Raw genomic sequence first — 26,329 nt, forward strand, 5'->3', positions numbered from 1 at the left:
TTCGTGTTTAGACGCCGAGATATCTCAGACACCGAGATAGGTGTGCAGCTTGTCCATGTTGGCCGACAGCTCGGCACTGGCGAAGCCGTCGATGACCTTGCCGTGCTCGACGATGTAGAAGCGGTCCGCGACGGTCGAGGCCCAGCGGAAGTTCTGCTCGACGAGCAGGATGGTGAAGCCCTGCGACTTGAGCCGGGCGATCGTGTTGCCGATCTGCTGGATGATAACCGGCGCGAGGCCCTCGGTCGGCTCGTCCAGCATCAGGAAACGCGCGCCCGTGCGCAGGATCCGGGCGATGGCCAGCATCTGCTGCTCGCCACCCGACAGCTTGGTGCCCTGGCTGTTGAGGCGCTCCTTGAGGTTCGGGAACAGCGTGAAGATCTGGTCGAGCGGCAGCCCGCCCGGCCGCACCGTCGGCGGCAGCAGCAGGTTCTCGCGGACGTCGAGGCTGGAGAAGATGCCGCGCTCCTCCGGACAGATCGCAATGCCCTGGCGCGCGATCTTGTCGGACGAGGCGCGGATGATCTCCTTGCCCTGGAAGCGCACCGAGCCGGCGCGCTTGCCGATGATGCCCATCACAGACTTCAGCGTCGTGGTCTTGCCGGCGCCGTTACGGCCGAGCAGCGTCACCACCTCGCCTTCGCGGACATTGAAATTGATGCCGTGCAGGACGTGGGACTCGCCGTACCACGCCTCGAGGTTGTCCACCGACAGCACGACATCGGCCGCGCTGCCGGTCGCAGGCTCGCGAGGAACGGATGACGAAACATCAAGCATGACCCGCTCCCAGATAGGCTTCCTTCACCCGCTCGTCCTTGGTCAGGTCCGAGTAATTGCCCTCGGCGAGGACGCGGCCGCGGGTCAGCACGGTGATCTTGTCGGAGAGATTGGCGACCACCGACAGGTTATGTTCGACCATGACGATGGTGTATTTGGCCGAGATGCGCTTGATCAGTGCGGCGATCTTGTCGATGTCCTCGTGGCCCATGCCGGCCATCGGCTCGTCCAGCAGCATCATTTCCGGATCGAGCGCCAGCGTCGTGGCGATCTCCAGCGCGCGCTTGCGGCCGTAAGGCATCTCAACCGCCTGCGTATCGGCGAACGCGCTGAGGCCGACGTCGTCGAGCAGTTCGCGGGCCCGATCGTTGAAACGGTTGAGCACCGTCTTGGACCGCCAGAAATCGAAGGAGTCGCCGTGCTGCCGCTGCAGCGCGACCCGCACGTTCTCCAGCGACGTGAGGTGGGGAAACACCGCCGAGATCTGGAACGAGCGCACCAGCCCGAGGCGCGCGACATCGGCCGGCTTGGTCGCCGTGATGTCCTGGCCCTTGTAGAGAATCTGCCCGCGCGACGGCGTCAGAAACTTGGTCAGCAGGTTGAAACAGGTGGTCTTGCCGGCCCCGTTGGGCCCGATCAGGGCGTGGATGCTTCCCCGCTTGATCTGCAGGTTGACGTCGTTGACGGCGACAAACCCTGCAAACTCCTTGGTCAGACCTTTTGTTTCGAGAATGAAGTCATCGGCCAACTAACTCTCCCCCTCCAGCCTTCATGCGATGTGTCGTCGCCGTGACCGGGTTTTCGTGTCATGCCGTTCGTCCATGGCGGGGGCTTGGTCCGCCCGCCCCGGTGCCGGCTTGGGCGCGACTATGCCGCCAAGTCCTTGCCTTCTGCAAGCCGTAAAGCGAGGCACCATCGCCACGTCTCGCCGCGGCGATATTCGACTAAATACTGGGTCTGCCGCAGAACCTCAGCCTCCTCCACCCCGGGCACGCATGATCCCGGCCGCGTTTGTCATTATTTCCCGTGAGCACGCCGCCCCCCGGCACTTGCGCGCCGCCAAACGTGTTCCACAACTTCATTTTTTCCGCCGGACGCAACGTACCGGCTGGCAGAACAGGCGCCCCCCCGCGCACGACGCACAAGCGCGTCAGCCATGCCTCCGTCGCCATGACGAAGCAGCGAATCTTCCGTAAGCAGATCGTCGGCATTTCCCTCCACAGCGACAGGCCTGCGACATGACCACCCCCGCGAGCGAAACACCCCGGATCTGGGGCCGCGCCAACTCCGTCAACGTCCAGAAAGTGATGTGGTGCTGCCAGGAGCTTGGCCTGAGCGTCGAGCGCATCGACGCCGGCATGCAGTATGGCCGTACCCAGGAAGACGGCTATCTCGCCATGAACCCCAACGCGCGGGTGCCGACGCTGGTCCATGGCGACTTCGTGCTGTGGGAATCCAATTCCATCATGCGCTATCTGGTGCTGCAGTTCGCGCCAGCCTCGCCGCTCTATCCCGCGGAGCCGCGGGTGCGCGGCGGCCTCGAGCGCTGGCTCGACTGGTCGCTGTCGACGCTGCAGCCGGCGGAACGGCCGGTCTTCTGGGGCCTCGTGCGCACCGCGCCGGACAAGCGCGACATGGTGGCGCTGCAGGCCGCGACCGATGCAGTCGCCCAGCTCTGGCGCATCGTCGATGCCCACCTCGCTGACCGGACCTATCTCGAGGGCGAACAGTTCACCCTCGCCGACATCACCATCGGGGCCTACGTCCGGCGCTGGTTCGGCGTCGAAGGCACCCACAAGCCGACGCTGCCGCATCTGCAGCGCTGGTATGACAGGCTGACGCCTCGCAGCGGCTTTCAGACCTACGTCGCCCCGCCGTTGTCGTGAGCCTTGAGCGCGCGCCTCAGCGCCTGGCCGGCACCGCCTCGGCGTAGACGTCCGGCTTGAAGCCGACGACCAGGCGCTTGCCGAGATCGAGCACCGGCCGCTTGATCATTGACGGCTGGGCAAGCATCAGCGCGATCGCCTTCTTCTCGGTCAGGTCCGCCTTGTCGGCATCCGGCAGCGCACGGAACGTGGTGCCGGCGCGGTTGAGCAGGGTTTCCCAGCCCACCTCCTTGCTCCAGCTCGCGAGCCGCTGGCGGTCGATGCCGGACGCCTTGTAGTCATGGAAGTCATAGGCAACACCATGGCTGTCGAGCCAGGTGCGGGCCTTCTTCATGGTGTCGCAGTTCTTGATGCCATAGATCGTGATCGCCAAGGCCGGCCTCGTCGGGTGGATGCGAATGTGCGCAAACTGCTCTAGCCGCGCAGCCGGCAGCGGTCGAGATGCTTGTGGCAGCCCATCCCCACGAGACGCTGGACGAGAACGAGACGCTGGACGAGAACGACATGCCGCACCACCCAGCACACCGGCATGACCGCCCGCGGCGCAAGCAGCCGCCGGTCATCGAGAACGGTCAGATGCGCCCGCCGGAACGCATCCGCGGCAACGTCCGGCGGCAGCGGTGCCGTCAGGACACGGCTGTCCGGCCGAACCGAAGGCGGCGCGAGCCCTGGAACGAGCCCTGGAAGGTGTTACGGCGCGCAACCGCTTGTTTCCCGGCACCTTGACAATTATTTCTCTTGAGCGTTAAATATTTCAGATAACGACAAGGAAATGATCATGTCCGATCCGTTTCGGCGTCCGACACTTGTTCCTGCGGTCATCTACAAGGATGCGACGGCCGCGCTCGCGTGGCTGGAAGCGGCCTTCGGCTTCGAGCGCAGCATGATCATTACGGCCGCCGACGGTAGCCTCGCCCACGCCGAGATGCGCTATGGCGACGGCCTCATCTATGTCGGTTCCGAATGGGCCGAATTCGTCGCAAGTCCGGCCAACCTTGGCGGGCGCAATTCGCAGACCCTTCATGTGATGGTTTCCGACCTCGACAGTGTCGACGCCCATTGCGCGCGGGCGCAGGCGGCCGGCGCCACCATCCTGCAGGAGCCGGCCGAACAGTTTTACGGCGACCGGACCTACCGCGCACGGGACCCCGAAGGCCATGTCTGGATCTTCGCGGCGCCCGTCCGAACCGTATCCCGCGAAGATGCCGAGGCAGCGAGCGGCCTGAAGATCGAGGGCTGGCATTGAGCGCTGCCGCTGTCGACCGCACGCTCGCTGCCCTCGCCGACCCGGCACGGCGGCGGGTGATTGACCTGCTCAGGGAGCGGCCACATCGTGCCGGCGAAATCGCGGACGCAGTCGGCCTCAATCCACCGGCCCTCAGCCGCCATCTTCGCACACTGAAGGCCACCGGCCTGATCGAGGAAAGTCACCCGGCCTTCGATGCACGCGTGCGCATCTACAGCCTGCGCCCCCAACCGATGACCGAGTTGAAGCACTGGCTGGAAGAAACCGAGCAACTGTGGACCGCACAGCTCGGTGCCTTCAAGGCCCATCTCGAGCGCTCGCCATGACGCCGGGCGCGACGGCCAGCGGCGCGATGGCGTCGCGCGTCATCGTCTCGCTGCGCGTCGCCGCCACGCCAGAACGTGCGTTCGCGGTGTTCACGAACGACATTGCGCTGTGGTGGCAACCGAGCCCGTTGTTTCAGTTGACCCCGCGCTCCCCCGGCACGCTCGCCTTCGAGCCGCGCGTCGGTGGACGCTTCACCGAGACCTTGCCCGACGGCAAGGTCTTCGAGATTGGCCGCATCTCGGTGTGGGAGCCCGGCAGCCGCCTCGTATTCGGCTGGCGTCAGGCGACATTCGCACGCGACCAGACGACCGAGGTCGAGGTGCGCTTCGAACTGGCCGGCGACCAGACCCGTGTCACCGTCGAGCACCGCGGTTGGGACGGCGTGCCGGCGGGCCATGTCGCCCGCCACACCATGCCGGACGCCGTCCTCATGCGCCGGCTCGGCGAATGGTGGCAGCGCTTGCTGGCGGCGCATCGCCTCCGAACGGCCGCGCCCGAAGCACAGCATCGGTGACGCCGGGCAATCACCTCGCGAACTGAAGCACGGCTTCGACCTCGTCGTCGGAGTGGCCGCCGTCGGAACGAAGTCGAGCCGACGGTAAAACGCTTCGAACAAGACGACGTCAACGTCGCTGCAGCGCGCGGCGCTTCATCATGCCGCGGATCGCCGGCTCGCAGCGATCCGCGATCATGCCTGTGCAATCAAGGAGCGGCTAAAGCGCGCCGCGTCGCTCGGTCTGCGCCTGCAGGCGCGCACGCTCCTCGTCGGTGAGCCGGCCCTGTTGTGCCTCGCTGAGACGGCCATTGCCGATCAGCTGGAATGCACTGCCGGGATCGTAGCTCTGCTGCTCACTCCCGTTGCGGCGGCGCGGAGTGTCCACATCCGGCTGCGATGCGCCGTCGCCGCCGCCATATCCCATCACCTCGACCATGATGATCGACGGCCGATCCGTGTTGGACGGCGGCGGCGCGGCGGTCGCCTGCTGGGCCGCGCCGGCGGTGTTGCTGGCGGTGGTCAACGCGCCGACCGGCGGCCCCTGTACCACCGGCACGCCGACCGACGCGCCCTGCACCTGGATGTTGGCGATGTTGAGCACCTGCAGGGCGGCGATGGTGAGGTTGCCCGAGACGCGGATGCCCGCCTCGCCCGCGTCGATCGTGCCATGTGGCGCGAACAGGTCGACGTTGCCCGGCGGCACGCCGGGCACGCCGATCAGGGTCGCGATGCCCGCACCGGTCTGCGGCGTGTTCGGCGTCTTGGTCGCGTGGCCATAACGATCATAGATGACCTGCGGCGGCGAAGTCACGATCGACGTCTGCTTGCCCTTGCCGGCGTTGAGGTCGCCGTTGTTGGAGAACATCAGGATGTTGCCGCCGAGCTCGGTGAAGACACGCGACTGCGCCACGACGACGCTCCGGTCGGTATAGATGTTGACGTCGCCGCCCTCGAGAGTCAGCAAGCCGGGTCGAGCGGTGTCGACCTGCCCGGTCAGGTCGGGCGTCTGGTTCTCGATCCCGAGCGCCACGCCGCCGCCCGGCGCGAGAATGTTGATGTCGCCACCATGCTCGGTCCGAATGCGCGCCAACTGGTACAGCGACAGATTGCCAGCATAGGCGGTGGTCGGACTGCCGATCACACTGCCAGGGAACAAGGTCTGGATCGCGCGGTAGGCGCGGTCATACCCCTTGCCGCCGGCGCCATTGCCGTTGGCTGCGGCCTGGCCGCCCGCCCTGAGTTCAGCGAAATAGACCTGCTCGACGAACGGCAGTTGCGCGACCGGCGTGAGCGCGCGGAAGTCGGCGAGCGCGCGGTCGCGATCGAGCGGCGTGCCCTCGATGCGGCTCACATAGTCGGTCAGTTGCGCGAGGTAGCCTTGGGTCGTCGCGTCGGCGTTGCTGGGATCGAGATAGGCACCGACAAACGCCGCAGTATTGGGACCGCGGGCGCCGACGCCGACCGCGACGCTGACCGAGGCCCCGGTCGCAGGCAGCAGCGGATTGTCCGCGTTGCCGACCGACGCAATGCCCTGCCCCAGCGAACCGAACGCGCCGGCCTGGGCGAGGATATCGCGGCCGGCGAGCACGGCAAGATGGCCGGGACCACTGACGCGGATGTTGAGGAAGTCGACGTCATTGTAGCTGCACGGCTGACAGCTCACGATATCACGGCCGGCCTGCACCAGCGAGACATCGCCCGGCCCTGCGTTCTGGATGTCGAGGATCGCCTTGGCGATGTCGAGGCCCGCGCGCACCTGCGCCCGTTCGGATGTCGCGAGCGTCACCATCGAAAGGCTGCCTTCGACCGCATACATGTGAACGGTGTGGGGATCGTCGGACTGCACGAGATTGGATGGCAAGATCAGAGGGCCGTAGGCTTCCGCCGGGCTGGTGAGAGTCGGGGCAAAGCGGCTGCCCAACGGCGCCGCAGCGCCGTTGATCTGACTCTGGACATCGATCGCCGTCATGCTGATGCCGAAACTCGCAATGCTCTGCCCGGCGAGAAGGTCGACCCGGGCGGTCGCAGCGGGCAATGCCGTGAAGGTGACGAAGCCGAACGATCCCTTGCCCTTGCCGCCCCTGATCGACCCGTCGGCGGCAGCAATATCCATGATCGGCGGAACGTAGTCACCATGCAGCGTGATGTCGCCACCGAGCGCCATCTGGCTCATCGCGCTGTTGGCCGTCATGCTGGTGAAGAAACCGAACGGCGGCGACAATTCCTGGAAATTCGTTGTCATCGGCACCCAGCCTTCCAGACCCGGCGGGACGTTGACGTGGTACACGAGGGGATCTGGCTGCAGCGCCGCCCGTGTCGGATCGCCGATAATGGCATTGATGCCGCGACGCGATACGACATCGAACTGGGCGTCCCCGATCAGCAGATCGACCCGCGCCGACACGATTGGAGCACCGTTATACGCCGGAGGCATCAGCGCCATGCCGATCTCGCCGGCCTGGATCGCTGCCGTGCCCCGCGCCACCAGCAGGTTGGCGTTGCTGATGCCACCCCCGACGGTGAGGACGAGATTGCCGCCGCCATACACGGAAAGACTGCCTGACGATGACAGGCCGCCGCTGGTCGGCAGGCTGATATCGACATTGCGGAGGTCGCCGCCGACGTCCACCTTCGCGGTCCCGCCACCCAGTACGCCAAGACCCCTGAATGCGGCCACGGATGGAGCGGAGTCGTAACCGTAGTCGAGATACGACTGATAGTAAGTGCCGAAATTGATGAACCAGGTCGGGCTGGACGCGGCCGGCTCGGTCCACAACCAATAGGTGTCGAGCGCCGTCGCGGCATAGCTCGTGTTGCCATTGTTGCTGGTGCCGGCGCCAATCAGGCTCCCCTGAACCTTGACGACGAGATTGCCGCCGTTCGTCTGGTAGCCCGGATGGAACGCCTGCGCCGGATAGGTCAGATCGAATGGAACCGGATTGAAGAATTCGTCGTATGTATTTCCAAGATAGGTATCGATGGCGTAGCTCATGGCAGACAGGATCAGCGTGCGCGACGGTACCGTGAAGTTCGGCGACGCCGGCTCGCCCGCGGTGTAGATACCGAACGCCGTCTTAATGTCGATATTGCCGGCCGCAGCGAGCGCGAGATCGCCGGTGCCGGTGCGCACCACACCCGGGATCTGCACCACGATTCCGCTGTCCAGCACGTTCGCATCGATCATGTAAGGCGCCGAGAAGATGATCGATCCCGGCTCCGGATTGGCTGCGGTGGCGGTTGGCCGCAGGACAGTCGGAACGATCGCCAGCGGATCCGCGCCCGCGAGGTCGGCGCCGGCGACGAGACGCAGCGTCGCGGACCGCGTTCCCTGTGGCAGCGGGGCCGCAATCGCGAAGATGCTGCCGTCCGGCGAATTGACCGGTGTCGCGAAGCCGTCGCTGAGACTGCCGTTGACGACGAGATTGCCCGCCGCGCGCAGCGTCAGCACCATCGGCTCGCCGTTGTAGCGGTCGGTGTGCAGGTCGACACCGGAATTCGTCGTTGACGGGCTCTGCAGCAACTGCATGTCGCCGGTGCTGATCAGTTCGATCCCAGGCATCAGGTGGAAGGCCGTGGCGGCAGTGCTGGTCAGGGTTCCGATCCCCGCCCGGATGCTCGCCGCGGCCATATAGGCCTTCGCATCGGCATCGGCGGCCGGTAAGGCTGCATCGACATAGGGCGCGCCGGAAATGTCGTAGACCTTCACCGCCTCGACGTCGATCTCGCGGGCACCGGCGACACGCACGCCGCCATTGCTGATCCGCACGCCGGTGCTGCCGTCGCCGTTGGTCATGCGCGGCGCGCGCAGCCAGAGCCGACCGCCATTGGAGGCAATATCCGGGTCGGTGCCGGCGACGTTGATCACGGGCGCGCGGCTGCCGTCGCTGTCGAATGTCAGCATACCTGCGCTGGTGCCGGACAGGCCGAGGAAGACCGAACCGCCGCGGGCGCCGGTGGTCGTGGCGTTAAGCACCGCATGAGCGCCCAGTTCGAGATTGTTGCCAGCGACGAGGCGGATGCTGGCGCTGCTGCCACCGCTCGCATCGAGCAGGCCCGTGACCACGACGCTGCCGCTGGTCGCCGCCAACTCGATCTCGCGCGCCGTGATATTGCCGGCCTGGATATCGCCGGTCGCCAGCGTCAGCGATTGCTTGTCCGAGAAGCCGGCGATGCTGGCGAGCAGTGTCGCGGCGTCACCGGAGCCGAGATTCAGGATCGCCCGGCCTCCGGTGTAGCGCCCGTCGGCGTCCGCGAGCAGGCCGCCGTCGAGACGTGCGGTGCCATGGGGTGCGACCACCATCAGCGTTCCGGCATTGCCGCCCTGATCGGAGTCCACCGTGTTGAGCCCCGGCACGGTCGCGGCGCCGAGCCGGCCGCCGCGCAGGTCGACCACGGCGCCGGCCGCGATCGCGACGTCACCATTGGCCGTCTGCAGGGTCAGGCTGCCGGCTGGCGCGATCCGCACCACGTCGAAGAACGGTGTCACGGCGCCCGCGACACTGGTGACCGAGCCGCCTTGCAGCGTGACGCCGTTCTGCGCCGAGAACGTCACCGCGCCCGACGGAAGGTTAATTGTCGTCCCCTGGACGATGGCCTGCGCCGTCACCGACAGCGTCGCCCCGCCCGAGCGTCCCGGCGCGGCCGGTGCGCCCGGCAGCGCGATGAAGGAGACCGTGCCAGCCTTAGCCGTGATCTGGGTCACCGCACCGGCCTCGGCCGTGACCAGCGGTGTCGCGATCTGCAGATTGCCGTCGACGCTGAACATGCCCGGCACCACCTGCCCCGGCGCGTAGGTTACGCCGCCCACCGTCTGCAGCGCACTCGCCCAATAGGCGGCCCGTCCGTAGGTGACGCCGCCGACCAGCTTCTCGGCCGCCTCCAGCCGTACGGTGCCAAAGCCACCGAAAGCAAGACTGCCGCCGCCGGCCAGCGTCAGTTGCCGCGCGTCGAGCGTGAATGTTCCCTGCCCGCTGCCGAACGGCGCAGCCACCGTCGCGCCGCCGCCGAGCGTAATGTGGTCGGCGCTCAGGCGTACGCTGTCGGCCGCCCCGCCATAACCATTGATGACCGGCGCAGTCAGCGTCAGCCCTGCGAGCACGGCGTGTCCCGTCGCGGGATCGTGGTCGCCGAGATCGACCGAACCATAGACATTGATCGCCCGCGATGCGGACAGCACGAGATCGGTCGTCGCTGGCAAGCCCTGCGACGGATCGCCCTGGGACAGCTGAACCAGCAGGCTGCCGGTCAGATTGAATGCCGAGGCGACGGCCGCGCCGACATTGATCGTCGGAACACTGACGACGACAGTCGGCGCGGCGAAGTGCGTCCGCACATCGACATTGATGCGGTTCGCGGCGCTGAGCGCCAGCATCTGGCTGGCGAAGATTGCCGCGTCTGCGCCGATGGTCAGTGAACTGCTGCCCGTTGTGCCGGGCGGCAAGGTCACCGGCAGCGCCGCCGCATTCGATGCCATCACGAATGCTCCCGGACCACTGGCGCCGACGCCTTTCAGCGCGATCGATCCCAGCGTCTTGCCGGTGTTCGGATCGGTCGGGAACTGGGCTGCGATCAGGCCGAACGGCGTGGTATCGATCCGCGCGCCGTCCGCGATGTTGATGGCGTTGCCCGCGGTCAGCATGATCTCCGGCGCGCTGAGAACCGCACCGCGATCCACGACCACTGTCTGGGACACCGGTGCGATGCTCAGCACGTTGCCATTGAGGCTTCGCAGTCCCCCAATCAGGATGCTCTGCGCGCCGATCGCATTGATGGCGCTCGCCGCAACGCCTGTCGAGCCCGCCGATGCGGTACCGCCCGGCGCGAGGATTTCGAGATTTGCCGCGACCAGGTCGACCTGCCCGCCGCGGCCGCCGGCCGGTGTCGAGAAATCGCCAAAGCCGCCGCCGGCGGGAAACGACAGGTCGCGCGTCACATTGATGACGAGCCGGCCGGCGTCGATGGGCAGGTACGGCGCAGCGAGGTTGGCGGCCGCAGCCTTCGCCGCATAGAACCGCGTCGCCGTCGTCTCGGCGTACTGCGACTGTTGCCGGACCACGGCGCCGGGCGTCACGACGTAGACCGACGGCAACGGATCGCGAATGCCGGTGTTGGCGACCTCACCATAGCCGACGACGCGATATGAACCGTCGCGCTGGGCGACGCCGGTCAGCCCTGTCGCGGTGGTCTGGTTGGCGGCGACCGTCAGCTTGTAGCCTCCCGGCAGCAGCGCATAGTGGCCCGGCAACAACGTATAGTCGCCCGCCGGGAGGCCCGGGATGCCGCTGAGATGGACCTGCTGCCCGACCTGCAGCACCACCGGCGCCGACGACGGCTGCACCGCGTTGCTGAGCTGCATCTGTGGATCGCGTGGCGCGTAGCGGCTGCCGAGACTCGGCAGGATCGCGAAGGTCTGGGTGCCATTGAGGACGTCGACCGAACCGCCAGCGCCGCTGACGAACTGCGCGCCATAGATATCGCCGCCACCGGACTCGTCGATGCGGGCCGTTGCCGCTCCGCCCGCCGCGCTCGCGACCGTCAGCGACTGGCTGTAGAACGCAATCGCCTTGGCCGGCGGCGCGGTCATGGTGTTCGGCGTGGTTCCGGCGTAGCCATAGATCCAGTCGGTGTTGCCGAGCGGCGCGCCATAGGGAATCAGCATCCCGCTGGCCGAGACCGACGTGATGCTGCCAGGCAGCAGGTTCACCGCCCGAGTGCCGACAACATTGGAGGAATCGCCGAAGGTGATCTGTCCGAGCGGCGCCAGCAGCACGCCACCCTGATTGATGGTCGGCGCGATAATCTGGACCGCGCCGCCTGCGGACAGCGGCGTGTACGGCGCCTGCCCGTTGCTCGCGAACGTGACCGTGCCGGTGCTGCTGCTTGCGCGGATGACGAACAGGCCGCTGGAGACGCTGGTCGAGCCCGTGGTGATCGGCCCGGTGCTGATGGGGTAGATTTCCGTCCCCGTGAAGCGGACATCGCCCGCTGTCGCCAACTGACTCCCGCGGCCGTAGAACGGCGACACCGGCGACACCGGCGCAAGACGAATATCGCCGCGGCTTGCGAACGACATGGCGGCAAAGCCGGGCAGCGAAACCGCCTGCATGACGGGCATAAAGTTCTGATAACGGACGGTGTAGTTGTAGCTGGCTCCGCTGAGCAGCGCTCCCTCGATATCGATGAGGTCTGCGGTCACGCTGAGGTTCGCGGTGCCGGACGCCGGCTTCGCGCTGCGGCTGCCGAGCTGAACATAGCTGACGTATTCGTTTGCGTTGCGCTGGCCGCCGCCGATATCGACATAGGCCGAACTGAGACTGACACGTGCCCCCGGCGTCGCACTGATATTGGTCGCGTTGAGCGTCAGGCTGCGCGATGTCGCGAGACTGACGTCACCGCTGAACATCAGCGCATCGACGGCGCCGAGCGACACCGATGCGAAACCGCCGGCCGTGATCTGGTCGGCCCCGATATAGATGCCGCCGAGCAGCTTGTCCGGCACCGCCTGCCCGCGCGACAGGCCGGCCGCCGTCATCGGCGCGGCCTGGCTGACGACGGTGCGGAAGATTGGCGGCACGAAGCTCCAGCTGCCGCTGGTGTCGATGACATAGCCACCGATCATCTGATCGATCGACAGGCTGCCGCCGGCGACACCGGGTCCTCCCGCCTGCGCCATCATCGTGCCGTCGAGCAGCGCGCCGAGCGACGCGCGGATCGCAATGCCGCCGCCGGCGCTCGCGATGGTCGTCGGCGTCAGGCCGGACCGGTCGATCGCTTGCAGGATCGTGCCGCGCGCGCCGGACACGTCGAGCACGGCTCCCGCCCTGGTCGCCACGATGCCGATCGGCTGCTCGCCATAAGGCTGCACGCCCTGGTAGGGATAATACAGCGACGGCTGTATCAGCTGGTTGATGTTGATCTGGCCGCCGCCGAGCACCGTGTTTACCGGACGCCCCATGCTGTCCAGCTCGCTGCTGACCACGCCCCGCGCCAGCAACCGCGCATCGGCGCCGATCCACAAGGTCTGCGCTGCGGTCGGATAGGGTCCGTTGTACGGCGGAGTGCCGGCCGGCACTCCGACCGGAACCCAGGGCCCGACCGTTCCGGTCAGATCGAGATTGATCGTCCCGGCCGGGGCGCTGATCGTGCCGTCGATCGTGAGCTGGTGATGGGCGTGCAGCGAAATCGAGGCCTGCGGATCCGCCGCGATGACGGCACCGCGCTGGACGAGAAGATTGCCGTTGAAGGCATCCAGCGCACTGAGCACGAGGTTGACCGGCGCCGGTCTCAGATAGGACGGCAGCATCCGCGGCGTGGTGATCGCGGCGATGTCGGTCCCGGTTGCCGCCTGGGTGGCCTGGGCCGTCGGCACCAGATTGGTCGGATGCAGCGCGACCGTCGTACCGCCGGCGACGGTCAGTTGCTGATAGCTGTAGAGGCCGTACTGGCTGAACCCGCCTGTGGCAAAGAAGTCCGGCTGCAGCCACATGATGCTCGACGGCGCGACATCCGTGACATTGCTGCTGCCGTCGGCATTGAGGCTGGCGATCTGGCGGACCGGAACGAGAGCATCGCCGCCGACCTGGATCACCGGCGTCGCGATGCTGAGCGCGCCGCCGCGCGTCAGGCCGTAGGATCGAACCGTGCCGTCGAGGGTCACCCGCCCGGGATAGGACTGGGCGATGGTCGCCGAGTTGCGCAGCGTGCCGCCAAAGCCGTTGCTGATCAGCGCGATGTCGCCGCCGCTGCCGACGGGCAGACCGTTGCTGGTCTTGTACTGGCCATTGCCCCGAATCCAGCCGCCGCTGGAGGCGTCGATCACCGCGCCGCGCGCAATGCGCACATTGCCATAGGCCGACAGAGAGATATTGCCGCCGTCCGTGAGTGTCGGCGTGTTGGTGTTGGCGCTGACGAGGTCGTTGACCCAGAGGCCGCGCGTATCGATGACGCCGCCGGCGCGCAGATCGATGTCGCCGCTGAAGGATGCGTTGCCGCCCTGCGCGGCATTGACGGTGACGGAGCCGGCCCGGGCGACGAGCTGGCCATCGATCGAGATGCCGCCGCCGGAAACCGGCGCATAGGAATTCAACGTGATTGAACCGCCGGCCGCGACTTCGACCCGCGCGCCGCCGACGACGCTGACGCCGGCAGATCCAGCCCCGGTGACGGGATCGACCAGACCGCCGCCGGCGTTGATGGTGATCGTGCCGTAGCCCGCCCTGTTCAGAAGGTCGGACGACAGATAGAGCGTCTGCAGCCAGGGCGCCGGCAACGGCGATGTCGCGCCCGCAAGATCCGGCGGCGTGACGGTCGGCGCGATCACGACGCTGCGCGGCGCGAAGCCGACGTCGGACGAACCGATGACGAGCGAACCGCCGGCCGGCAGCGTGCCGGCCGTGCGCTGATAGATGCCGTTGATCGTGGCCGCCTCGACGGAGGCGTCGATCTCGGCGGCATTCGCCGCGACGACGAGGCTGCCCGCCGCGCGCCCCTCGGTATAGGCCTGCTGGTAGCGCGCCCCCGAAAACAGCGGACTGGCGTAGAACTCGCTGACGTTCCACCGGGGATGATTGACGGTGAATCCGACCCCGATCGATGCGTAGACGAGATCTGCCGGCGCCTCGTTGATGTTATAGATGCGGCCGTCCGATCCCGTCAGCCAGGTCGTCGGCACGTAGCCGGCCTGATGCGCCAGCGAGCCGCCGGAAATGTTGATCGAAGCCCCCGGGCGCAGGACAGCGTCGCCCGACGCATAGATGTTGACGCTGCCGCCTGTCGTCAGGCGTTGATCGATCGTTCGCGGTACCTGGCCGAGCCACCCTGACACCTCCAGAAGACCGCCGGTCGTGTAGATCCGGTCGGGCGCGACCGTGACGAGATCGTGAATGTTGACCCAGACATTCTTGCTCGTCAGCACGCCGCCGCGCTGCAGCGGCGAATCCCGCAGTTCGTTGGCGCGGACGTTGACCTGTACGACATCGTTCGCCGCCGCGACCGGAATGTCGCGAAGCCCGGAGACATCGATGACGGCGCCGCTATCGACGAGCACGCGCGAGCTGTCGCTGTTGCCGTTCGCGGTCAGCGTCGTGCCGGGCGTATCCCAGCGATAGATCTGATCGCCGCGGGCCGACGCCTGCAACGCCACGCGCCCGCTAGGTGCGACGATCGCCGCCTGCGACTGCACGTTGACGAAGGCGCCCTCGAGCGTGATCCGCGACTGCACCTGCGGCTGGGTGTCCATCGCGGTCAGGCCGTTCTCCTCGGGAAGCACGGCGGTGATGCTGCCTCCTGTCAGGCTCACCGAACCGGTCTGGCTGGGCACCGCATAGAATGCGTAGTCCGAGCCGCGCACGGCCTGCAGGCCCTGCCGCGCCGACAGCAGGATCGATCCCGCCTGGTTGACCGAGGTCGTCGCCACCACCACGCCGGACTGCTGCAGGTTCATGCCGACCAGCGTAATGCTGCCCGTCGGTGCCGCAACAAGTCCGGTGTTGCTGACCGTCCCGCCGTCGAGAACGTTGAACAGCAACCCCTGCTGACTGGTGTTGCCGCTGGTCGTGACATAGAGCGCCGAACCGGCCGCGAGCACTGCCTGCCCGCCGGGCGTGACGATGCTGCCGTTGTTCAGGACATTGGCACCGACCAGCACGGCGTTGCCGCCGCCCTGGGTGACGGACGCCGGCGGCGTGGTGACGATCACCGCGCCGGCTTCGACCACGACGTCGCCGCCGGCCCGGCCGCCATTGGTGAACACCGGCGCAAACAGATTGCCGGTGTTGTCGATCGCGGCCCGGTTGAGAAGGCCGTTCTTGAATTGCTGGTCGGTGACGTTGAGCGTCGACGCGATCAGCGAGCCGACACTGATCTGGCTCGCGCCGCCGAAAATGATGCCGTTCTGGTTGATCAGCAGCACCTGTCCGTCGGCCTTGATGCGGCCGAGGATCTGGCTCGGGTTGGCATCGCCGATCACCCGATTGAGTGCAACCCAGTTGCCGTTGCCCTGCTGATTGAACACGACGTCGGTCTGCGCGCCGACGTTGAATGACTTCCAGTTGAGGATCGCCTGCGGCGCCGTCTGGTTGATGCCGACGCTGGTGCGTCCATTGACGACCGCCTGGGTCGGCAGGTCGGCGCCGCTCCACAGGCCCGATCCCGGCGTGGCGCCGGGCGCCACCTGCAGCCCGCCCGGCGCGAGGCCGTTGGGCACCTGAAGTTGTGGCAGCGTCCGCGACGCACCGCTGGTCTGCGCCGCGCTGCGCGCGGCGGCCTGGGTGGCCTGGATCGCCTGCGCCGCGCGAGCGAGCGCGCTCGCCCCCTGGGCAGCCGTCGTCGCCGCCTGCCGGGATGCCGCCACCGTGGCATCGGCCGCATAGGCCGGCGCCGCGATGGGCGGCGCGCCGCCGAGCTGCGCGGCCGAGGCCGGCCGCGCCACCAGCAGCGCCATCGCGCTGACGCCGGCGAGCAGCGCGGCGCGGGAGACGAAATCGGCGGAGCGAGGCAGACGGAAAATCATCTGGGACGGCATGGGGATCTCGGTATCGGAACGCGCCTGAGCGCCGACCGCATCCGGCATGGACACGCAGCGCTCATCCCCAGACGACCGCCACGGCGGCAATCTGAACAAGATTTTTGTGAAAGTTCTGCGTCACCCGGCCGCGCGGGTCAGCTCAGCAGCACCACCCCGCCGGGCAAAGTGCGCGACCGCGCGCCAACCGCTTGCCCGATCCAGCCCAGCGCCTCGTCGATACGGCTGATCTGGAAGCGGCCGTTGACCGGCTTGGCCGCGAGCGCCGCGTTGAGCAGGATGACCCGGCCCTGGCGATAGCGATTAATCTCGGCGACGACATCAGCCAGCGGCGTGAAGCGGAAGATCAGCACGCCGCTCTGCCAGGCGGATGCGTCCGCCGGATCGATCGCCATCGCGCCGCCGAGACCGCCGGCGTCATAGCGGATCTGCTGTCCGGCCCGGACGGTTGCCGCCTGCGCGCCATGCTCGACCCGAACGTCGCCGTCCAGACAGCTGACGCAGACCGCATTGTCGGCGCTGCGCACATCGAAGCGGGCGCGGCTGGCGATGGTGCGCCCCTCCCCTGCCAGCACCACCAGCGAGCGCGCCGCCTGCGGCGCGGTCGTGAACGATGCCTCGCCGGCGAGCAGCCGCACCTGGCTGTCGGCATCCGCCGTCGCCGCGACCAGCGACAGGCTGGTGCGGGTGTTCATCTGTACCGATGCGAGGCCCGCAAGCGCGATGTGCCGCTGTTCGCCTGTCGCCGTGCGATAGTCCGCCGTCAGTTCATCGATCGAGGGCCATAGCGCGAGCGGCGGCCGCACGCCGGCATAGGCCACGGCCAGCGTCGCGGCCATGGCGCCGCCGCCGCCGAGGACGAGACGCCGGCTCATCGGCCGCACCGGCCGACGCACATCCCTCGCCTGTTCGACACGCAGAGCCTTGCCGGCAGCGCCGAATGCGTTCCAGCGCGCGGTCGCCGCAGCATAGGCATCGGCATGCCGCGGGCTCTGGGCAATCCAGCGCCGCAATGCCTGCGCATCGGCGGCCGTCGCCTCGCCCGAGACGAGCTGGGTCACCCAGCGATGGGCCTCGCGCTCCAGCCGTTCGCTATCGATGCTCGCGTCGTTGGTCATGTCTCGTCATCCGGCCGCGCCGCGGGTGTCGTCGTGGCAGCAGACCCATCCCCTTCTCCAGACGATTCCCGCCGGCCCGACGTGAACCCGATCCTGGCGTGCCGCAACCGCGCGGCGCAATAGTCCTGCGCCGCCTGCAATTCCCGCTGCACCAGCCGGACCGAAATGGCGAAACGCGCGGCGATCTCGATCCGTGACAGGCCGTCGAGACGCGCCGCCAGCAAAATCTCGCGCTGCCGCGGCGGCAAGGCCGCCATGATGTCCCGGAGCACGGCGATGTCGGAGCGGGCTTCGAGCGCGCGCGCCGCATCGGGCGTGTCGTCGGCGATGTTCAGCAGCACGTCGATCTCGGAGGTCGTCAGACGCCGCCGGTCGGCGCGCAGATGGTCGCGCGCGATGTTGATGGCAACGCGGAACAGGAAGGCATCCTGGTTGCGCACGGACGCCAGGCTGTCGCCGCGCTGCAGCCGCAGCCAGGTGTCCTGCAGGGCATCGCCGGCGGCATCCGCCGATCCCAGCCGGCGGGTCAGCCGGGCCTTGAGATCGTCGTAGCGCAGCAGCAACTGGCGCTGCAGGGCGGCGAGTGGCGATTCCGTCATCGCGCCACGGCTCCTGGCCGGCTGCCGATGCAGTCGCGCTCGATCGCCTGACGCTCGATCACCAGGACGACCGGCTGGGCAAAGCCGGCCGGCGGCGGCGCGCCGGCGGACAGGCCATAGATCGCCTGCCCGATCGCATCGTCGCGCGCCGCATCACCGGTCGATCCCAGCAGGTCCACGCGGCTGATGCCGCCCGCAGCGCCGATCCAGAAGCTGACCGCAACCCGGTAGCCGCCGGGCTGCAGCAGCCGGTCGGCGCAGAACGCGCGCTTGAGGCCCGCCTGCAGCCGGCCGTAATACTGCTCCACCGTCGACGGCGGCGCGGTGTTGATGCTCGTTCCCTCGCCGAGCGGGCTGGGATCGAGCATGAAAGCATCGGCGGCGACATAGCGCGGCGACAACCCCGTGCCTTGAAGCAGGCCTTCCAGCGCCTGCCCGGACGTCAGCCGGCCGCGGACCGCCATCGAGCGGCGGCCTTCCGCGAGGCTGCCGCTGTAGACCACCTGCCGGCCGGTGACGACGCTGTAGGTTTCGAGGGCGGCGACGAGCGGCTGCGAGGGGATATCGAACTCCGCGCGTTCCGCCAGCGCGGGCCTGCGGTCCTGCGCGACCGCAGACGCCCCGGCCGCAGCGATCAGCAGCTGGCTTGCCAGCAGCGGACACAGCAGTCGGTGGAGCCGCGCACGAACCCCGCGCTCCGGCCGACGTCGGCTGACCTGCTGATCCCACGCCCCATCCATCGTCCGCAGCGGCAGCCCCGTTCACGCAACGCGGCGCGCCGTATACGATGATCGCATGACAGTTCGATGAACCGCCCCGCCCGGCGCAGGCGCTCGCGGATCGCGCGGCAGCGGCATCAGAAGTGTTTGACCAGCGAAAACATCTTGCGGCAATCATGCTCGTCGCCGATGCCGCAGGTGTAGGACGCGGTGATCTTCACCGAGCGCCACGGCTGCGCCTCGATGCCGAAGCCGTAGCGCAGAAAGCCGTTCGACGCGTTCGGCAGCTCGACGAACAGATGGTCGATGTACCACGGCGAGATGCCGAACTTGTCGCTGAGGAATTCCTTGACGATGGTCTTCAGCAGCAGTTCGTTGGCAATGTGATGCAGCGCATTGGGCGACAGCGACATCTGGCCGTCGGGACCGCCAATCACGACGCCGAACTCGTCGATGTGCACGTTGCAGCGCAGTGGCGAGAGCGCCAGATGCAGCGCGTTGAAATCGAGGCGCGCCGACGCGCCATCGCGCCAGGCGATCTCGCGGAAACCGCGGCCGCTGGTCGCGAGGAACGACAGGTCGATGGCATCGGGCGACGAGGTGCTCTTGCCCTCGATGAAGGTCTTGCCGTTGGCGCGCCGCGCCTCCGCCACGGCGTCGGCCAGCCGGCGATAGGCGCGCGGGCTGAAGGTGATGCCATCGAGTGTCGTTCCGCCGACATCGAACATGGTCTCGATGTGATCGGCGATATTGATGCCCAGCGCCGCGAGCCGCCTGGCGATCACGATATAGACCTCGTTGTGCAGGTAGCTCGGCGGCCCGTCGATGGCGCTGCGCCATTTGCCCCAGTCTTCGGGCGCGACATAGACACGGCAGAGGCCCCGCCGCTCGGCGGGATCGGTGGCGATATCGAGATGCAGGTAGTTGTAGACACCGCGCTCGCTGAAGCCGACGCTTTTGACACCGGCCTCCCGCCAGGGATCATAGTTGGGCAAGCCGACATCGTTCGGTGCGAACCGGCGATTGCGCATCGCCATGTTCAGCAGCTTGTCATGGTCGTCGCACTGGAAATCGAATCCTTCCGGATTCCAGAATGGCTCGATGATCCGCCACCGCAGCCCTTCGAGCGCAAGGCCGGCGGCGCGCAGCTTCAGCCTCAGATTGTTGAGGCCGATGGTGATGTCGCGGTCTCGTCCCATGGACGATCTCCATGTCGTCCACCCGCGGGAAGGCTAGCGCGGCCCCCATGGCGAGACAAGCCGAGGGCGTGTCCCGCTGCGCAAGTTCGCGCCGTCCGCTCCCGTACGCCATGAACGCCGGATTCCTCAAGGAGCCGGGTTCCCGAAGGAGCCGCGATCACGGGACGGCGGCGTTCCCCGCTAGACGCGCGACATCAGTTGCGCCGGCTCGATCGCGGCGCCCGGCGCCGCTTCCAGCTTTTTCAGCAGCACCAGCCAGGCGAAATAGATGTGCTCCTGCATCAGGTCCTCGGCGCGCTGGGCGTCGCGGCGGACGATGGCGTCGAGAATGCGGTGGTGATCGTCGTGGGACCGCGCGATCACCTGATAGTCCTCCCAGATGAAGACGCGATCGGAGGCCATCGGCACGTTGTGGCACTGGCGCACGAAATCGCCGACGAAGCGGTTGCCGCAGGTGGCGATGATGGTTTCGTGAAAGTCGACGTTCATGCGCCGGTATGGCGCGAGATCGTCGGGATCGAGCGTCCGCTTCGACAGGATGCGGTCGCCCTCCGCGACGCAGTCGCGCAGCCGCACCACGACGTCCGCCGGCGGCCCCATCGTCGCGACAAGGCCGCAGGCCAGCGCCTCCAGCCGCGCCCGCACCTTGAACGCGGCGCCGATCTCGTCGGCGGAGAAGCCGCGCACCGCGTAGCCACGGTTGGGCTCGTAGACCAGCAGCCCTTCCTTGGCGAGCTGCGCCAGCGCCTCGCGCAACGGCGTGCGCGACACGCCGAGCGATTCCGACAGCGGTGTCTGCTGCAGGCGCACCCCCGATGGCACCTCCCCGGACAGGATGCGCTCGCGCAACAGTTCGGCAACGTCCGACGCGCTGGTCACGTGTCCCTGCACTCCCTGCCAATTCCCATAGATTGGATAAAATATTGGGTGCGACAATGCAATAATATTGACTTCCCGTCGCTTTGACCGTTTGATTTTATCCAATTCTGGAATTCGGGAGCAGAAACGTGGACGGGACGGAACGGCGCGCCGCCGTGGTGACGGGCGGCAGCGGAGGCATTGGGGCTGCAATCTGCAGGGCGCTGGCGGCCGCCGGACTGCGCCTCGCGGTGCTCGACCGTCACCACGCACCGGTCGAATCGCTGGTCAGCCAGTTGCCCGGCCGCGGTCATCTCGCCCTCGCCGCCGACATCTCCCGCGAACAGGACGTCCGCGACGCCTTCGACCAGGCGCAGGCCGCGCTCGGCGAGATCGCCGTGCTGGTCACCGCGGCCGGCGTGCTGATGCTGCAGCCCGACGGCTCGCGCCATCTCGTCGCCGACACGCCGACCTCCGAGTGGCAGACCACGCAGGACGTCAACGCCACCGGCACCTTCCTGTGCTGCCGCGAATTCGCAAGCCGCCTGCCGCAGCGGCTCGACGGCGGCCGCATCGTCACGCTGTCGTCGGTCGCCGCGCAGCTCGGTGGCTACCGCTCGAGCGCGGCCTACATCGCCAGCAAGTCCGCCGTGCTCGGCTTCACCAAGGTGCTGGCGCGCGAGCTGGCGCCGCGTGCGGTGACCGTGAACGCAGTCGCGCCGGGATTGATCGATGCGCCGATGCTGCGGCTGTCGCTCGATCCCGCCGATGACGCCAACGCTGCCGCGCAGATTCCGCTCGGCCGGCTCGGCACGCCCGACGACGTGGCCGCCGCCGTGCGTTTCCTGGTGTCGGCGGACGCGTCCTACATCACCGGCGCCACCATTGACGTCAACGGCGGCTATCGGATGCAATAGCGACACCGCAAAACAACAATAACGACAACAACAACGACACAAACGGGAGGATTGATCATGACAAGCGCAAGGCGCGACGGACTCAGGGGATGGGCCGCCGCAGGAGTTCTCGCCCTGCTCGGCTGGCCGGCGATCGGCCACGCCCAGGAGGTCGGCCTCACCGACACCACCATCAGGATCGGCATGTTCGCGCCGCTGTCGGGCTCGAACATGGCCTATGGCTTCGACGTCGCCAACGCCGCGCGCATGTACTACGACAAGATCAACAAGGAAGGTGGCATCCACGGCCGCAAGATCGAGGTGGTGCTGGAGGACGATCGCTGCAACGCCAACGACCTCGTCGCCGCGGTCAAGAAGCTGGTCGAGCAGGACCAGGTGTTCCTGCTCAACGGCGGCTCGTGCTCCGCCGCGGTCGTCGCCGCCAAGGACTATGTGGTGCGCGCCAAGGTGCCGCTGGTGATGCTCAACGCCTCCGGCGACGGCGCCCTCTATCCGCCGACCGACTACATCTTCGGCGCCTACTCGATCTCGCAATATGCGGTCGGCGGTTCGATCGTCGACTTCGCGGCCAAGACGTTCGGCGCGAAGAAGATCGCCTACATCAACCACGACGACGCCTATGGCGCCTGGAACCTGGAAGGCTCGAAGGTCGACGCCACCGCCAGCAAGGTTGATCTTGCGGTGGAATCGATCAGCCCGACGATCACTGACGTGACCGCGCCGTTCATCAAGCTGCGGGCCAGCAATCCGGACGTGCTCGCCATCGTCGCCTACGCCCGCCCGGCGGCGCTGCTGATCAAGAAGGCCTACGAGCTCGGCTTCAACAAGCCGATCATCCTCTCTGTCAACGGCACTGCGAACCTCACCCAGCTCGCCGAAAACGTCGGCGGCAAGGACGCGCTGAAGAACCTCTACGTCCAGGACGTGCTCGCCGACCTGCCCGGCGGCCCGAAGATCAAGTGGGTCTACGACATGTACAAGGCGGCCTATCCCGACCTCGCCGCCAAGCCCGACCATCCGCAGGCCTACATGCCCTACGGCATCCCGCCTGCGATGAGCATCGTCAAGGCGCTGCAGGACGCAGGCCCGCAGCCGACCCGCGAAAAGGTGCTCGCAGCGCTCAAGAGCCAGCACCTCGACACCGGGGTCATGGCCGGTCCGATCGCCTTCGGTCCCAACGAGCGCGCCGCCAACAAGTCGACCATCTTCATCAAGTTCGACGGCACCAGCCAGGTGCTGCAGCCCGGCGTCTTCACCACACGCTGGCAGTACAAGGGCTGACACCGCCCGCCGCGGGGCGCCCTCGCCCCGCGGCTTTTTCTGTCCGTCGTCGAAAGCACCAGCCATGGATGTCGACCTCGTCCTTCTCTTCCTGCAACAGGGCGTGGCGTCCGGCCTCGTCGTCGGCAGCGTCTATGCGCTGCTGGCGCTGGCCATCGTCATCATCTTCAAGACCTCGGAAGTGCCGAACTTCGCGCAGGGCGAGATGCTGATGGCCGCCGGCTACGTGGCGCTCTACCTGTTCGTGTTCCGCGCGCTGCCGGCTGTTGTCGCCATTCCCATGACCATCGTGCTGGCGTTCGTCGGCGCGGCGCTGTTCCGCCGCGTCGTGCTGACGAAGGTCGCCGGCGCCAGCGGCAGCCCGATCAACCTGGTGATCGCGACCCTCGGCCTGTCCTATGTGCTCAAGGGCCTCGTCCGGCAGACCGGCTTCGGCGACACGCCGCGCTCGTTCCCCGCACTGGTGTCGACGGACTCGCTGATGATCGGCCAGGCCAGCGTCACCCGCCTCGACCTTGCCATCCTCGGCACCGCCATCGTGGTGATGGCGGCGTTCTTCTGGATGTTCGGCTACACCAAACTCGGCCGCGCCATGCGCGCGGTCGGCATGAACCCGAAGGCGGCGCAACTCGTCGGCGTCAACCTCAACCGCATCCATGTCATCGTCTGGGGCCTGTCAGGCGCGATCTCGGCGATCGCCGCCCTGCTGATCGCCCCCAAGCTGCTGATGACCGCCGACATGGGCTCGATCGTCACCCTCGGCTTCGCGGCGGCCATCGTCGGCGGCTTCGCCAGCCTGCCCGGCGCCGTGGTCGGCGGCTTCCTGATCGGCATCGCCGAAAATCTCGTCGGTCTCTTCATCTCCTCGCGCGCCATCGTGGTCGCGCCGTTCGTGGCCATCATGCTGGTGCTGATCCTGCGCCCGCAGGGCCTGTTCGGCGGCCGCGTCACCATCAAGAAGGTCTGACATGCGCGTCCTCGGCCTGATCGCCGCTGCGATCGCCCTCGTCGTCCTGCCGTTCGTCGCCACCGGCTATGTCATCTATCTCGCCAACCTGCTGCTGACCTTCACCGTGCTGTGCCTTGGCATGCACATCGTGATCGGCGAGGCCGGCCAGTTCTCGCTGGCCCAAGCCGCATTCTACGGCATCGGCATCTACACCAGCGGCCTCGCCGGACAGATTTTCGGCTGGCCGTTCCCGCTGTCGATCCTCGCCTCCGGCCTCGTCGCCGGCCTCGTCGGGTTGTGCATCGGCACCATCGCACTGCGCATGCGCGACATTTATCTGGCGCTCGCCACCTTCGCGTTCGGCGAGGCCATGCAGTGGGTGTTCCTGTCATGGACGCCGGTGACCGGCGGCCCCAACGGCTTGCGCATTCCCCCCGCCACGCTGTTCGGCTTCGAGATCGTCTCCGACAAGCAGGCTTATCCGGTCGTGCTCGCCATCGCCGTGCTGATGATCGGCGTAACGATCGTAATCTCGCGCTCGCGGCTCGGACGCGCCTTCCGCGCGGTGCGCGAGTCGGAGATCGCAGCCCTCGCCATGGGCGTGCCGGTGAAAGCGATGAAGCTTGCGGCGTTCGCGCTGTCGGCGTTCTTCGCCGGCGTCGCGGGAGCGATGTTCGCCCTCTATTCGACCTACATCCACCCCGACAGCCTCGGCTTCCAGACCACGATCCTGGTGCTGACCATGGTGGTGGTCGGCGGGCTCGGCTCGCTCGGTGGCGCGGTCGGCGGCGCCATCGTGTTCGGCCTGATGTCGGAGCTGCTGCGCCAGGCGCCGTCCTACCAGGAGATCATCTACGGGCTGATCCTGATCGTGTTCATGATGTTCGCGCCGCGCGGGCTGTTCGCGTTTGTCGGCGATAGCTTCAAGAGGTTCGCCCGTGCCTGATCCCCTGCTCCGGGTCGAGAACGTCACCGTCCGCTTCGGCGGCCTCGTCGCCGTCAACGACTTCAGCCTGTCGGTCGCCCCCGGCACCATCCATGCGCTGATCGGCCCGAACGGCGCCGGCAAGTCGACCACCTTCAACTGCATCTCGCGGTTCTACCAGCCGACCTCCGGGCGCATCGTGTTCGACGGCGAGGACATTACGCGCGCGGCGGCCTCGACCATGGCGCGGCGCGGCATCGCCCGCTCGTTCCAGAACCTCGAACTGTTCAACGAACTGACCGTCGAGGAGAACATCCTGATCGGCGCCCATGTCCATGGTGATGGCGTCCACAGTGGCGGATCGCTGCGCGGCTGGCTGCAGGCGAGGCCGAAGGCGGTGATGGCCGACATCGACGCCATCATCGAGCGCACCGGGCTCGCCCCGTATCGCGGCCACAAGGCGCGCAACCTCGACTTCGGCCACCAGAAGCTGCTGGAACTGGCGCGGGCGCTGGCGATCCGGCCGCGCCTGCTGCTGCTCGACGAGCCGGCTGCGGGCCTGCGCAACCGCGAGATCTCGACCCTCGACCGCCTGCTCACCGACCTCGTCAGGAACGATGGCCTGACCATCCTGATCGTCGAGCATGTCATGCAACTGGTGATGTCGATCTCCGACCGCGTCACCGTACTGAACTTCGGCACCAGGATTGCCGACGGCACGCCCGACCAGATCCGCAACGATCCGGCCGTGATCGAGGCCTATCTCGGCAAGGAGGCCGCTCATGCCTGACCTCCTGCTCGAACTCGACGGCGTCTCCGCCGCCTATGGCCGCATCCAGGCGCTGTCCCATGTCAGCCTCAAGATGGCACCGGGGTCGATCGTCGCCCTGCTCGGCGGCAATGGCGCCGGCAAGACCACGACGCTCAACACCATCTCGCGCCTCGTGCCGCTGACCGCCGGCGCCATCCGCTTCGAGGGCCAGCCGATCGACCACCTCGCCTCGCATCAGGTGGTCAAGGCCGGCATCTCCCAGGTGCCCGAGGGCCGCGAGGTGTTTCGCGACATGAGCGTTCGCGAAAACCTCGACATGGGCGCCTATGGCCGCGGCGATGCGGCCGGCGTGCGCGCCGATCTCGACCGTGCCTTCGACTATTTCCCGGTGCTGAAGCAGCGGCTGAAGCAGAAGGCCGGCACGCTGTCCGGCGGCGAGCAGCAGATGCTGCTGATCGCCCGCGCCCTGATGGCGCGGCCGCGCCTCTTGCTGCTCGACGAGCCGTCACTGGGCTTGTCGCCGGTGCTCGTGCAGAAGATCTTCGACATCGTCGCGCGGCTGCACGCCGACGGCCTCAGCATCCTGCTGGTGGAGCAGAACGCGGCCGTGGCGCTTGCCGCCTCGCAATACGCCTACATCCTGGAGAACGGCGAGATCGTGCTCGAGGGCGCCGCCGAGACGCTGCGCCAGGACGATTCCGTCCGCCGCACCTATCTCGGCAGTTGAGGCGCGAGCGCC

19 protein-coding genes are annotated in these 26,329 nt (G+C 67.4%); 10 read left to right on the plus strand and 9 right to left on the minus strand.

Annotated elements, in window-relative coordinates; all coding sequences use genetic code 11:
• Window positions 1–24: 24 nt before the first annotated feature.
• Complete coding sequence (locus JQ639_RS02195; protein ID WP_211969671.1) at window positions 25–777, minus strand: ABC transporter ATP-binding protein; 753 nt, start codon at window positions 775–777, stop codon at window positions 25–27.
• Window positions 770–1,525 (minus strand): ABC transporter ATP-binding protein, encoded by a 756-nt coding sequence (locus JQ639_RS02200; RefSeq protein WP_211969670.1) that lies wholly within the window; start codon window positions 1,523–1,525, stop codon window positions 770–772. The genes JQ639_RS02195 and JQ639_RS02200 overlap by 8 nt, the downstream gene beginning before the upstream one ends.
• 490 nt (window positions 1,526–2,015) lie before the next feature.
• On the opposite strand from JQ639_RS02200, the gene JQ639_RS02205 reads away from it, so the two are divergent.
• Window positions 2,016–2,663 (plus strand): glutathione S-transferase family protein, encoded by a 648-nt coding sequence (locus JQ639_RS02205; protein ID WP_211969669.1) that lies wholly within the window; start codon window positions 2,016–2,018, stop codon window positions 2,661–2,663.
• A gap of 16 nt (window positions 2,664–2,679) precedes the next feature.
• Here JQ639_RS02205 and JQ639_RS02210 read toward each other — a convergent pair whose 3' ends face one another.
• Entirely contained in the window at window positions 2,680–3,036 is a 357-nt protein-coding gene (locus JQ639_RS02210) for an ArsC family reductase (RefSeq protein ID WP_211969668.1), read from the minus strand.
• A 405-nt stretch (window positions 3,037–3,441) separates the two neighbouring features.
• Here JQ639_RS02210 and JQ639_RS02215 point away from each other — a divergent pair, with 405 nt between their 5' ends.
• The 3 genes from JQ639_RS02215 to JQ639_RS02225 are packed head-to-tail and all read left to right on the plus strand — an operon-like array spanning window position 3,442 to window position 4,750.
• Window positions 3,442–3,909, plus strand: coding sequence for a VOC family protein (locus tag JQ639_RS02215; RefSeq protein ID WP_349644680.1), 468 nt, complete (start codon window positions 3,442–3,444; stop codon window positions 3,907–3,909).
• Window positions 3,906–4,235, plus strand: coding sequence for an ArsR/SmtB family transcription factor (locus JQ639_RS02220; RefSeq protein ID WP_211969666.1), 330 nt, complete (start codon window positions 3,906–3,908; stop codon window positions 4,233–4,235). The genes JQ639_RS02215 and JQ639_RS02220 overlap by 4 nt, the downstream gene beginning before the upstream one ends.
• The gene (locus JQ639_RS02225; protein WP_249123576.1) at window positions 4,232–4,750 is read left to right on the plus strand and encodes an SRPBCC family protein; all 519 of its coding nucleotides are present in this window, start codon (window positions 4,232–4,234) and stop codon (window positions 4,748–4,750) included. Before JQ639_RS02220 ends, JQ639_RS02225 begins: the two co-directional genes overlap by 4 nt.
• Window positions 4,751–4,949: 199 nt before the next feature.
• Here JQ639_RS02225 and JQ639_RS02230 read toward each other — a convergent pair whose 3' ends face one another.
• The 6 genes from JQ639_RS02230 to JQ639_RS02255 all read right to left on the minus strand — a co-directional run bounded on the left by JQ639_RS02230 (window position 4,950) and on the right by JQ639_RS02255 (window position 20,767).
• Window positions 4,950–16,253: a filamentous hemagglutinin family protein gene (locus tag JQ639_RS02230; RefSeq protein ID WP_211990895.1), complete on the minus strand. Its 11,304-nt coding sequence runs from the start codon at window positions 16,251–16,253 to the stop codon at window positions 4,950–4,952.
• A gap of 137 nt (window positions 16,254–16,390) precedes the next feature.
• Complete coding sequence (locus JQ639_RS02235) at window positions 16,391–17,371, minus strand: FecR family protein (RefSeq protein ID WP_211969664.1); 981 nt, start codon at window positions 17,369–17,371, stop codon at window positions 16,391–16,393.
• On the minus strand, window positions 17,368–17,970 hold the full coding sequence (locus JQ639_RS02240) for an RNA polymerase sigma factor (protein ID WP_211969663.1): 603 nt from the start codon (window positions 17,968–17,970) through the stop codon (window positions 17,368–17,370). Before JQ639_RS02240 ends, JQ639_RS02235 begins: the two co-directional genes overlap by 4 nt.
• Window positions 17,967–18,710 carry a secretin and TonB N-terminal domain-containing protein gene (locus JQ639_RS02245; RefSeq protein ID WP_211969662.1) on the minus strand — a complete coding sequence of 248 codons (744 nt, stop codon included), beginning with the start codon at window positions 18,708–18,710 and terminating at the stop codon, window positions 17,967–17,969. Before JQ639_RS02245 ends, JQ639_RS02240 begins: the two co-directional genes overlap by 4 nt.
• A gap of 116 nt (window positions 18,711–18,826) precedes the next feature.
• Window positions 18,827–19,888 (minus strand): hypothetical protein, encoded by a 1,062-nt coding sequence (locus JQ639_RS02250; protein ID WP_211969661.1) that lies wholly within the window; start codon window positions 19,886–19,888, stop codon window positions 18,827–18,829.
• A 180-nt stretch (window positions 19,889–20,068) separates the two neighbouring features.
• Window positions 20,069–20,767: a GntR family transcriptional regulator gene (locus JQ639_RS02255; protein WP_211969660.1), complete on the minus strand. Its 699-nt coding sequence runs from the start codon at window positions 20,765–20,767 to the stop codon at window positions 20,069–20,071.
• A gap of 128 nt (window positions 20,768–20,895) precedes the next feature.
• Between JQ639_RS02255 and JQ639_RS02260 the strand changes: the two genes are divergently transcribed.
• The 6 genes from JQ639_RS02260 to JQ639_RS02285 all read left to right on the plus strand — a co-directional run bounded on the left by JQ639_RS02260 (window position 20,896) and on the right by JQ639_RS02285 (window position 26,317).
• Window positions 20,896–21,663, plus strand: coding sequence for an SDR family NAD(P)-dependent oxidoreductase (locus JQ639_RS02260; protein ID WP_211969659.1), 768 nt, complete (start codon window positions 20,896–20,898; stop codon window positions 21,661–21,663).
• A gap of 57 nt (window positions 21,664–21,720) precedes the next feature.
• Entirely contained in the window at window positions 21,721–22,944 is a 1,224-nt protein-coding gene (locus JQ639_RS02265) for an ABC transporter substrate-binding protein (RefSeq protein ID WP_211969658.1), read from the plus strand.
• 64 nt (window positions 22,945–23,008) lie between these two features.
• Window positions 23,009–23,911, plus strand: coding sequence for a branched-chain amino acid ABC transporter permease (locus JQ639_RS02270; RefSeq protein ID WP_211969657.1), 903 nt, complete (start codon window positions 23,009–23,011; stop codon window positions 23,909–23,911).
• Window position 23,912: 1 nt separating this feature from the next.
• Window positions 23,913–24,839 carry a branched-chain amino acid ABC transporter permease gene (locus JQ639_RS02275; RefSeq protein ID WP_211969656.1) on the plus strand — a complete coding sequence of 309 codons (927 nt, stop codon included), beginning with the start codon at window positions 23,913–23,915 and terminating at the stop codon, window positions 24,837–24,839.
• Entirely contained in the window at window positions 24,832–25,608 is a 777-nt protein-coding gene (locus JQ639_RS02280; RefSeq protein WP_211969655.1) for an ABC transporter ATP-binding protein, read from the plus strand. Before JQ639_RS02275 ends, JQ639_RS02280 begins: the two co-directional genes overlap by 8 nt.
• Window positions 25,601–26,317, plus strand: coding sequence for an ABC transporter ATP-binding protein (locus JQ639_RS02285; RefSeq protein ID WP_249123575.1), 717 nt, complete (start codon window positions 25,601–25,603; stop codon window positions 26,315–26,317). Before JQ639_RS02280 ends, JQ639_RS02285 begins: the two co-directional genes overlap by 8 nt.
• The last annotated feature ends 12 nt before the right edge of the window (window positions 26,318–26,329 follow it).

The sequence above is a fragment of the Bradyrhizobium sp. U87765 SZCCT0048 genome (genome assembly GCF_018131225.1).
Lineage (GTDB): Bacteria > Pseudomonadota > Alphaproteobacteria > Rhizobiales > Xanthobacteraceae > Bradyrhizobium_A.

Bases quoted from the DNA above. Each gene is read 5' to 3' on its own strand.
- JQ639_RS02205 (WP_211969669.1), top strand. From the start codon at position 2,016: ATGACCACCCCCGCGAGCGAAACACCCCGGATCTGGGGCCGCGCCAAC.
- JQ639_RS02270 (WP_211969657.1), top strand. From the start codon at position 23,009: ATGGATGTCGACCTCGTCCTTCTCTTCCTGCAACAGGGCGTGGCGTCC.
- JQ639_RS02275 (WP_211969656.1), top strand. From the start codon at position 23,913: ATGCGCGTCCTCGGCCTGATCGCCGCTGCGATCGCCCTCGTCGTCCTG.
- JQ639_RS02215 (WP_349644680.1), top strand. From the start codon at position 3,442: ATGTCCGATCCGTTTCGGCGTCCGACACTTGTTCCTGCGGTCATCTAC.
- JQ639_RS02245 (WP_211969662.1), bottom strand. From the start codon at position 18,710: ATGGATGGGGCGTGGGATCAGCAGGTCAGCCGACGTCGGCCGGAGCGC.
- JQ639_RS02240 (WP_211969663.1), bottom strand. From the start codon at position 17,970: ATGACGGAATCGCCACTCGCCGCCCTGCAGCGCCAGTTGCTGCTGCGC.
- JQ639_RS02265 (WP_211969658.1), top strand. From the start codon at position 21,721: ATGACAAGCGCAAGGCGCGACGGACTCAGGGGATGGGCCGCCGCAGGA.
- JQ639_RS02235 (WP_211969664.1), bottom strand. From the start codon at position 17,371: ATGACCAACGACGCGAGCATCGATAGCGAACGGCTGGAGCGCGAGGCC.
- JQ639_RS02250 (WP_211969661.1), bottom strand. From the start codon at position 19,888: ATGGGACGAGACCGCGACATCACCATCGGCCTCAACAATCTGAGGCTG.
- JQ639_RS02230 (WP_211990895.1), bottom strand. From the start codon at position 16,253: ATGCCGTCCCAGATGATTTTCCGTCTGCCTCGCTCCGCCGATTTCGTC.
- JQ639_RS02285 (WP_249123575.1), top strand. From the start codon at position 25,601: ATGCCTGACCTCCTGCTCGAACTCGACGGCGTCTCCGCCGCCTATGGC.
- JQ639_RS02195 (WP_211969671.1), bottom strand. From the start codon at position 777: ATGCTTGATGTTTCGTCATCCGTTCCTCGCGAGCCTGCGACCGGCAGC.
- JQ639_RS02225 (WP_249123576.1), top strand. From the start codon at position 4,232: ATGACGCCGGGCGCGACGGCCAGCGGCGCGATGGCGTCGCGCGTCATC.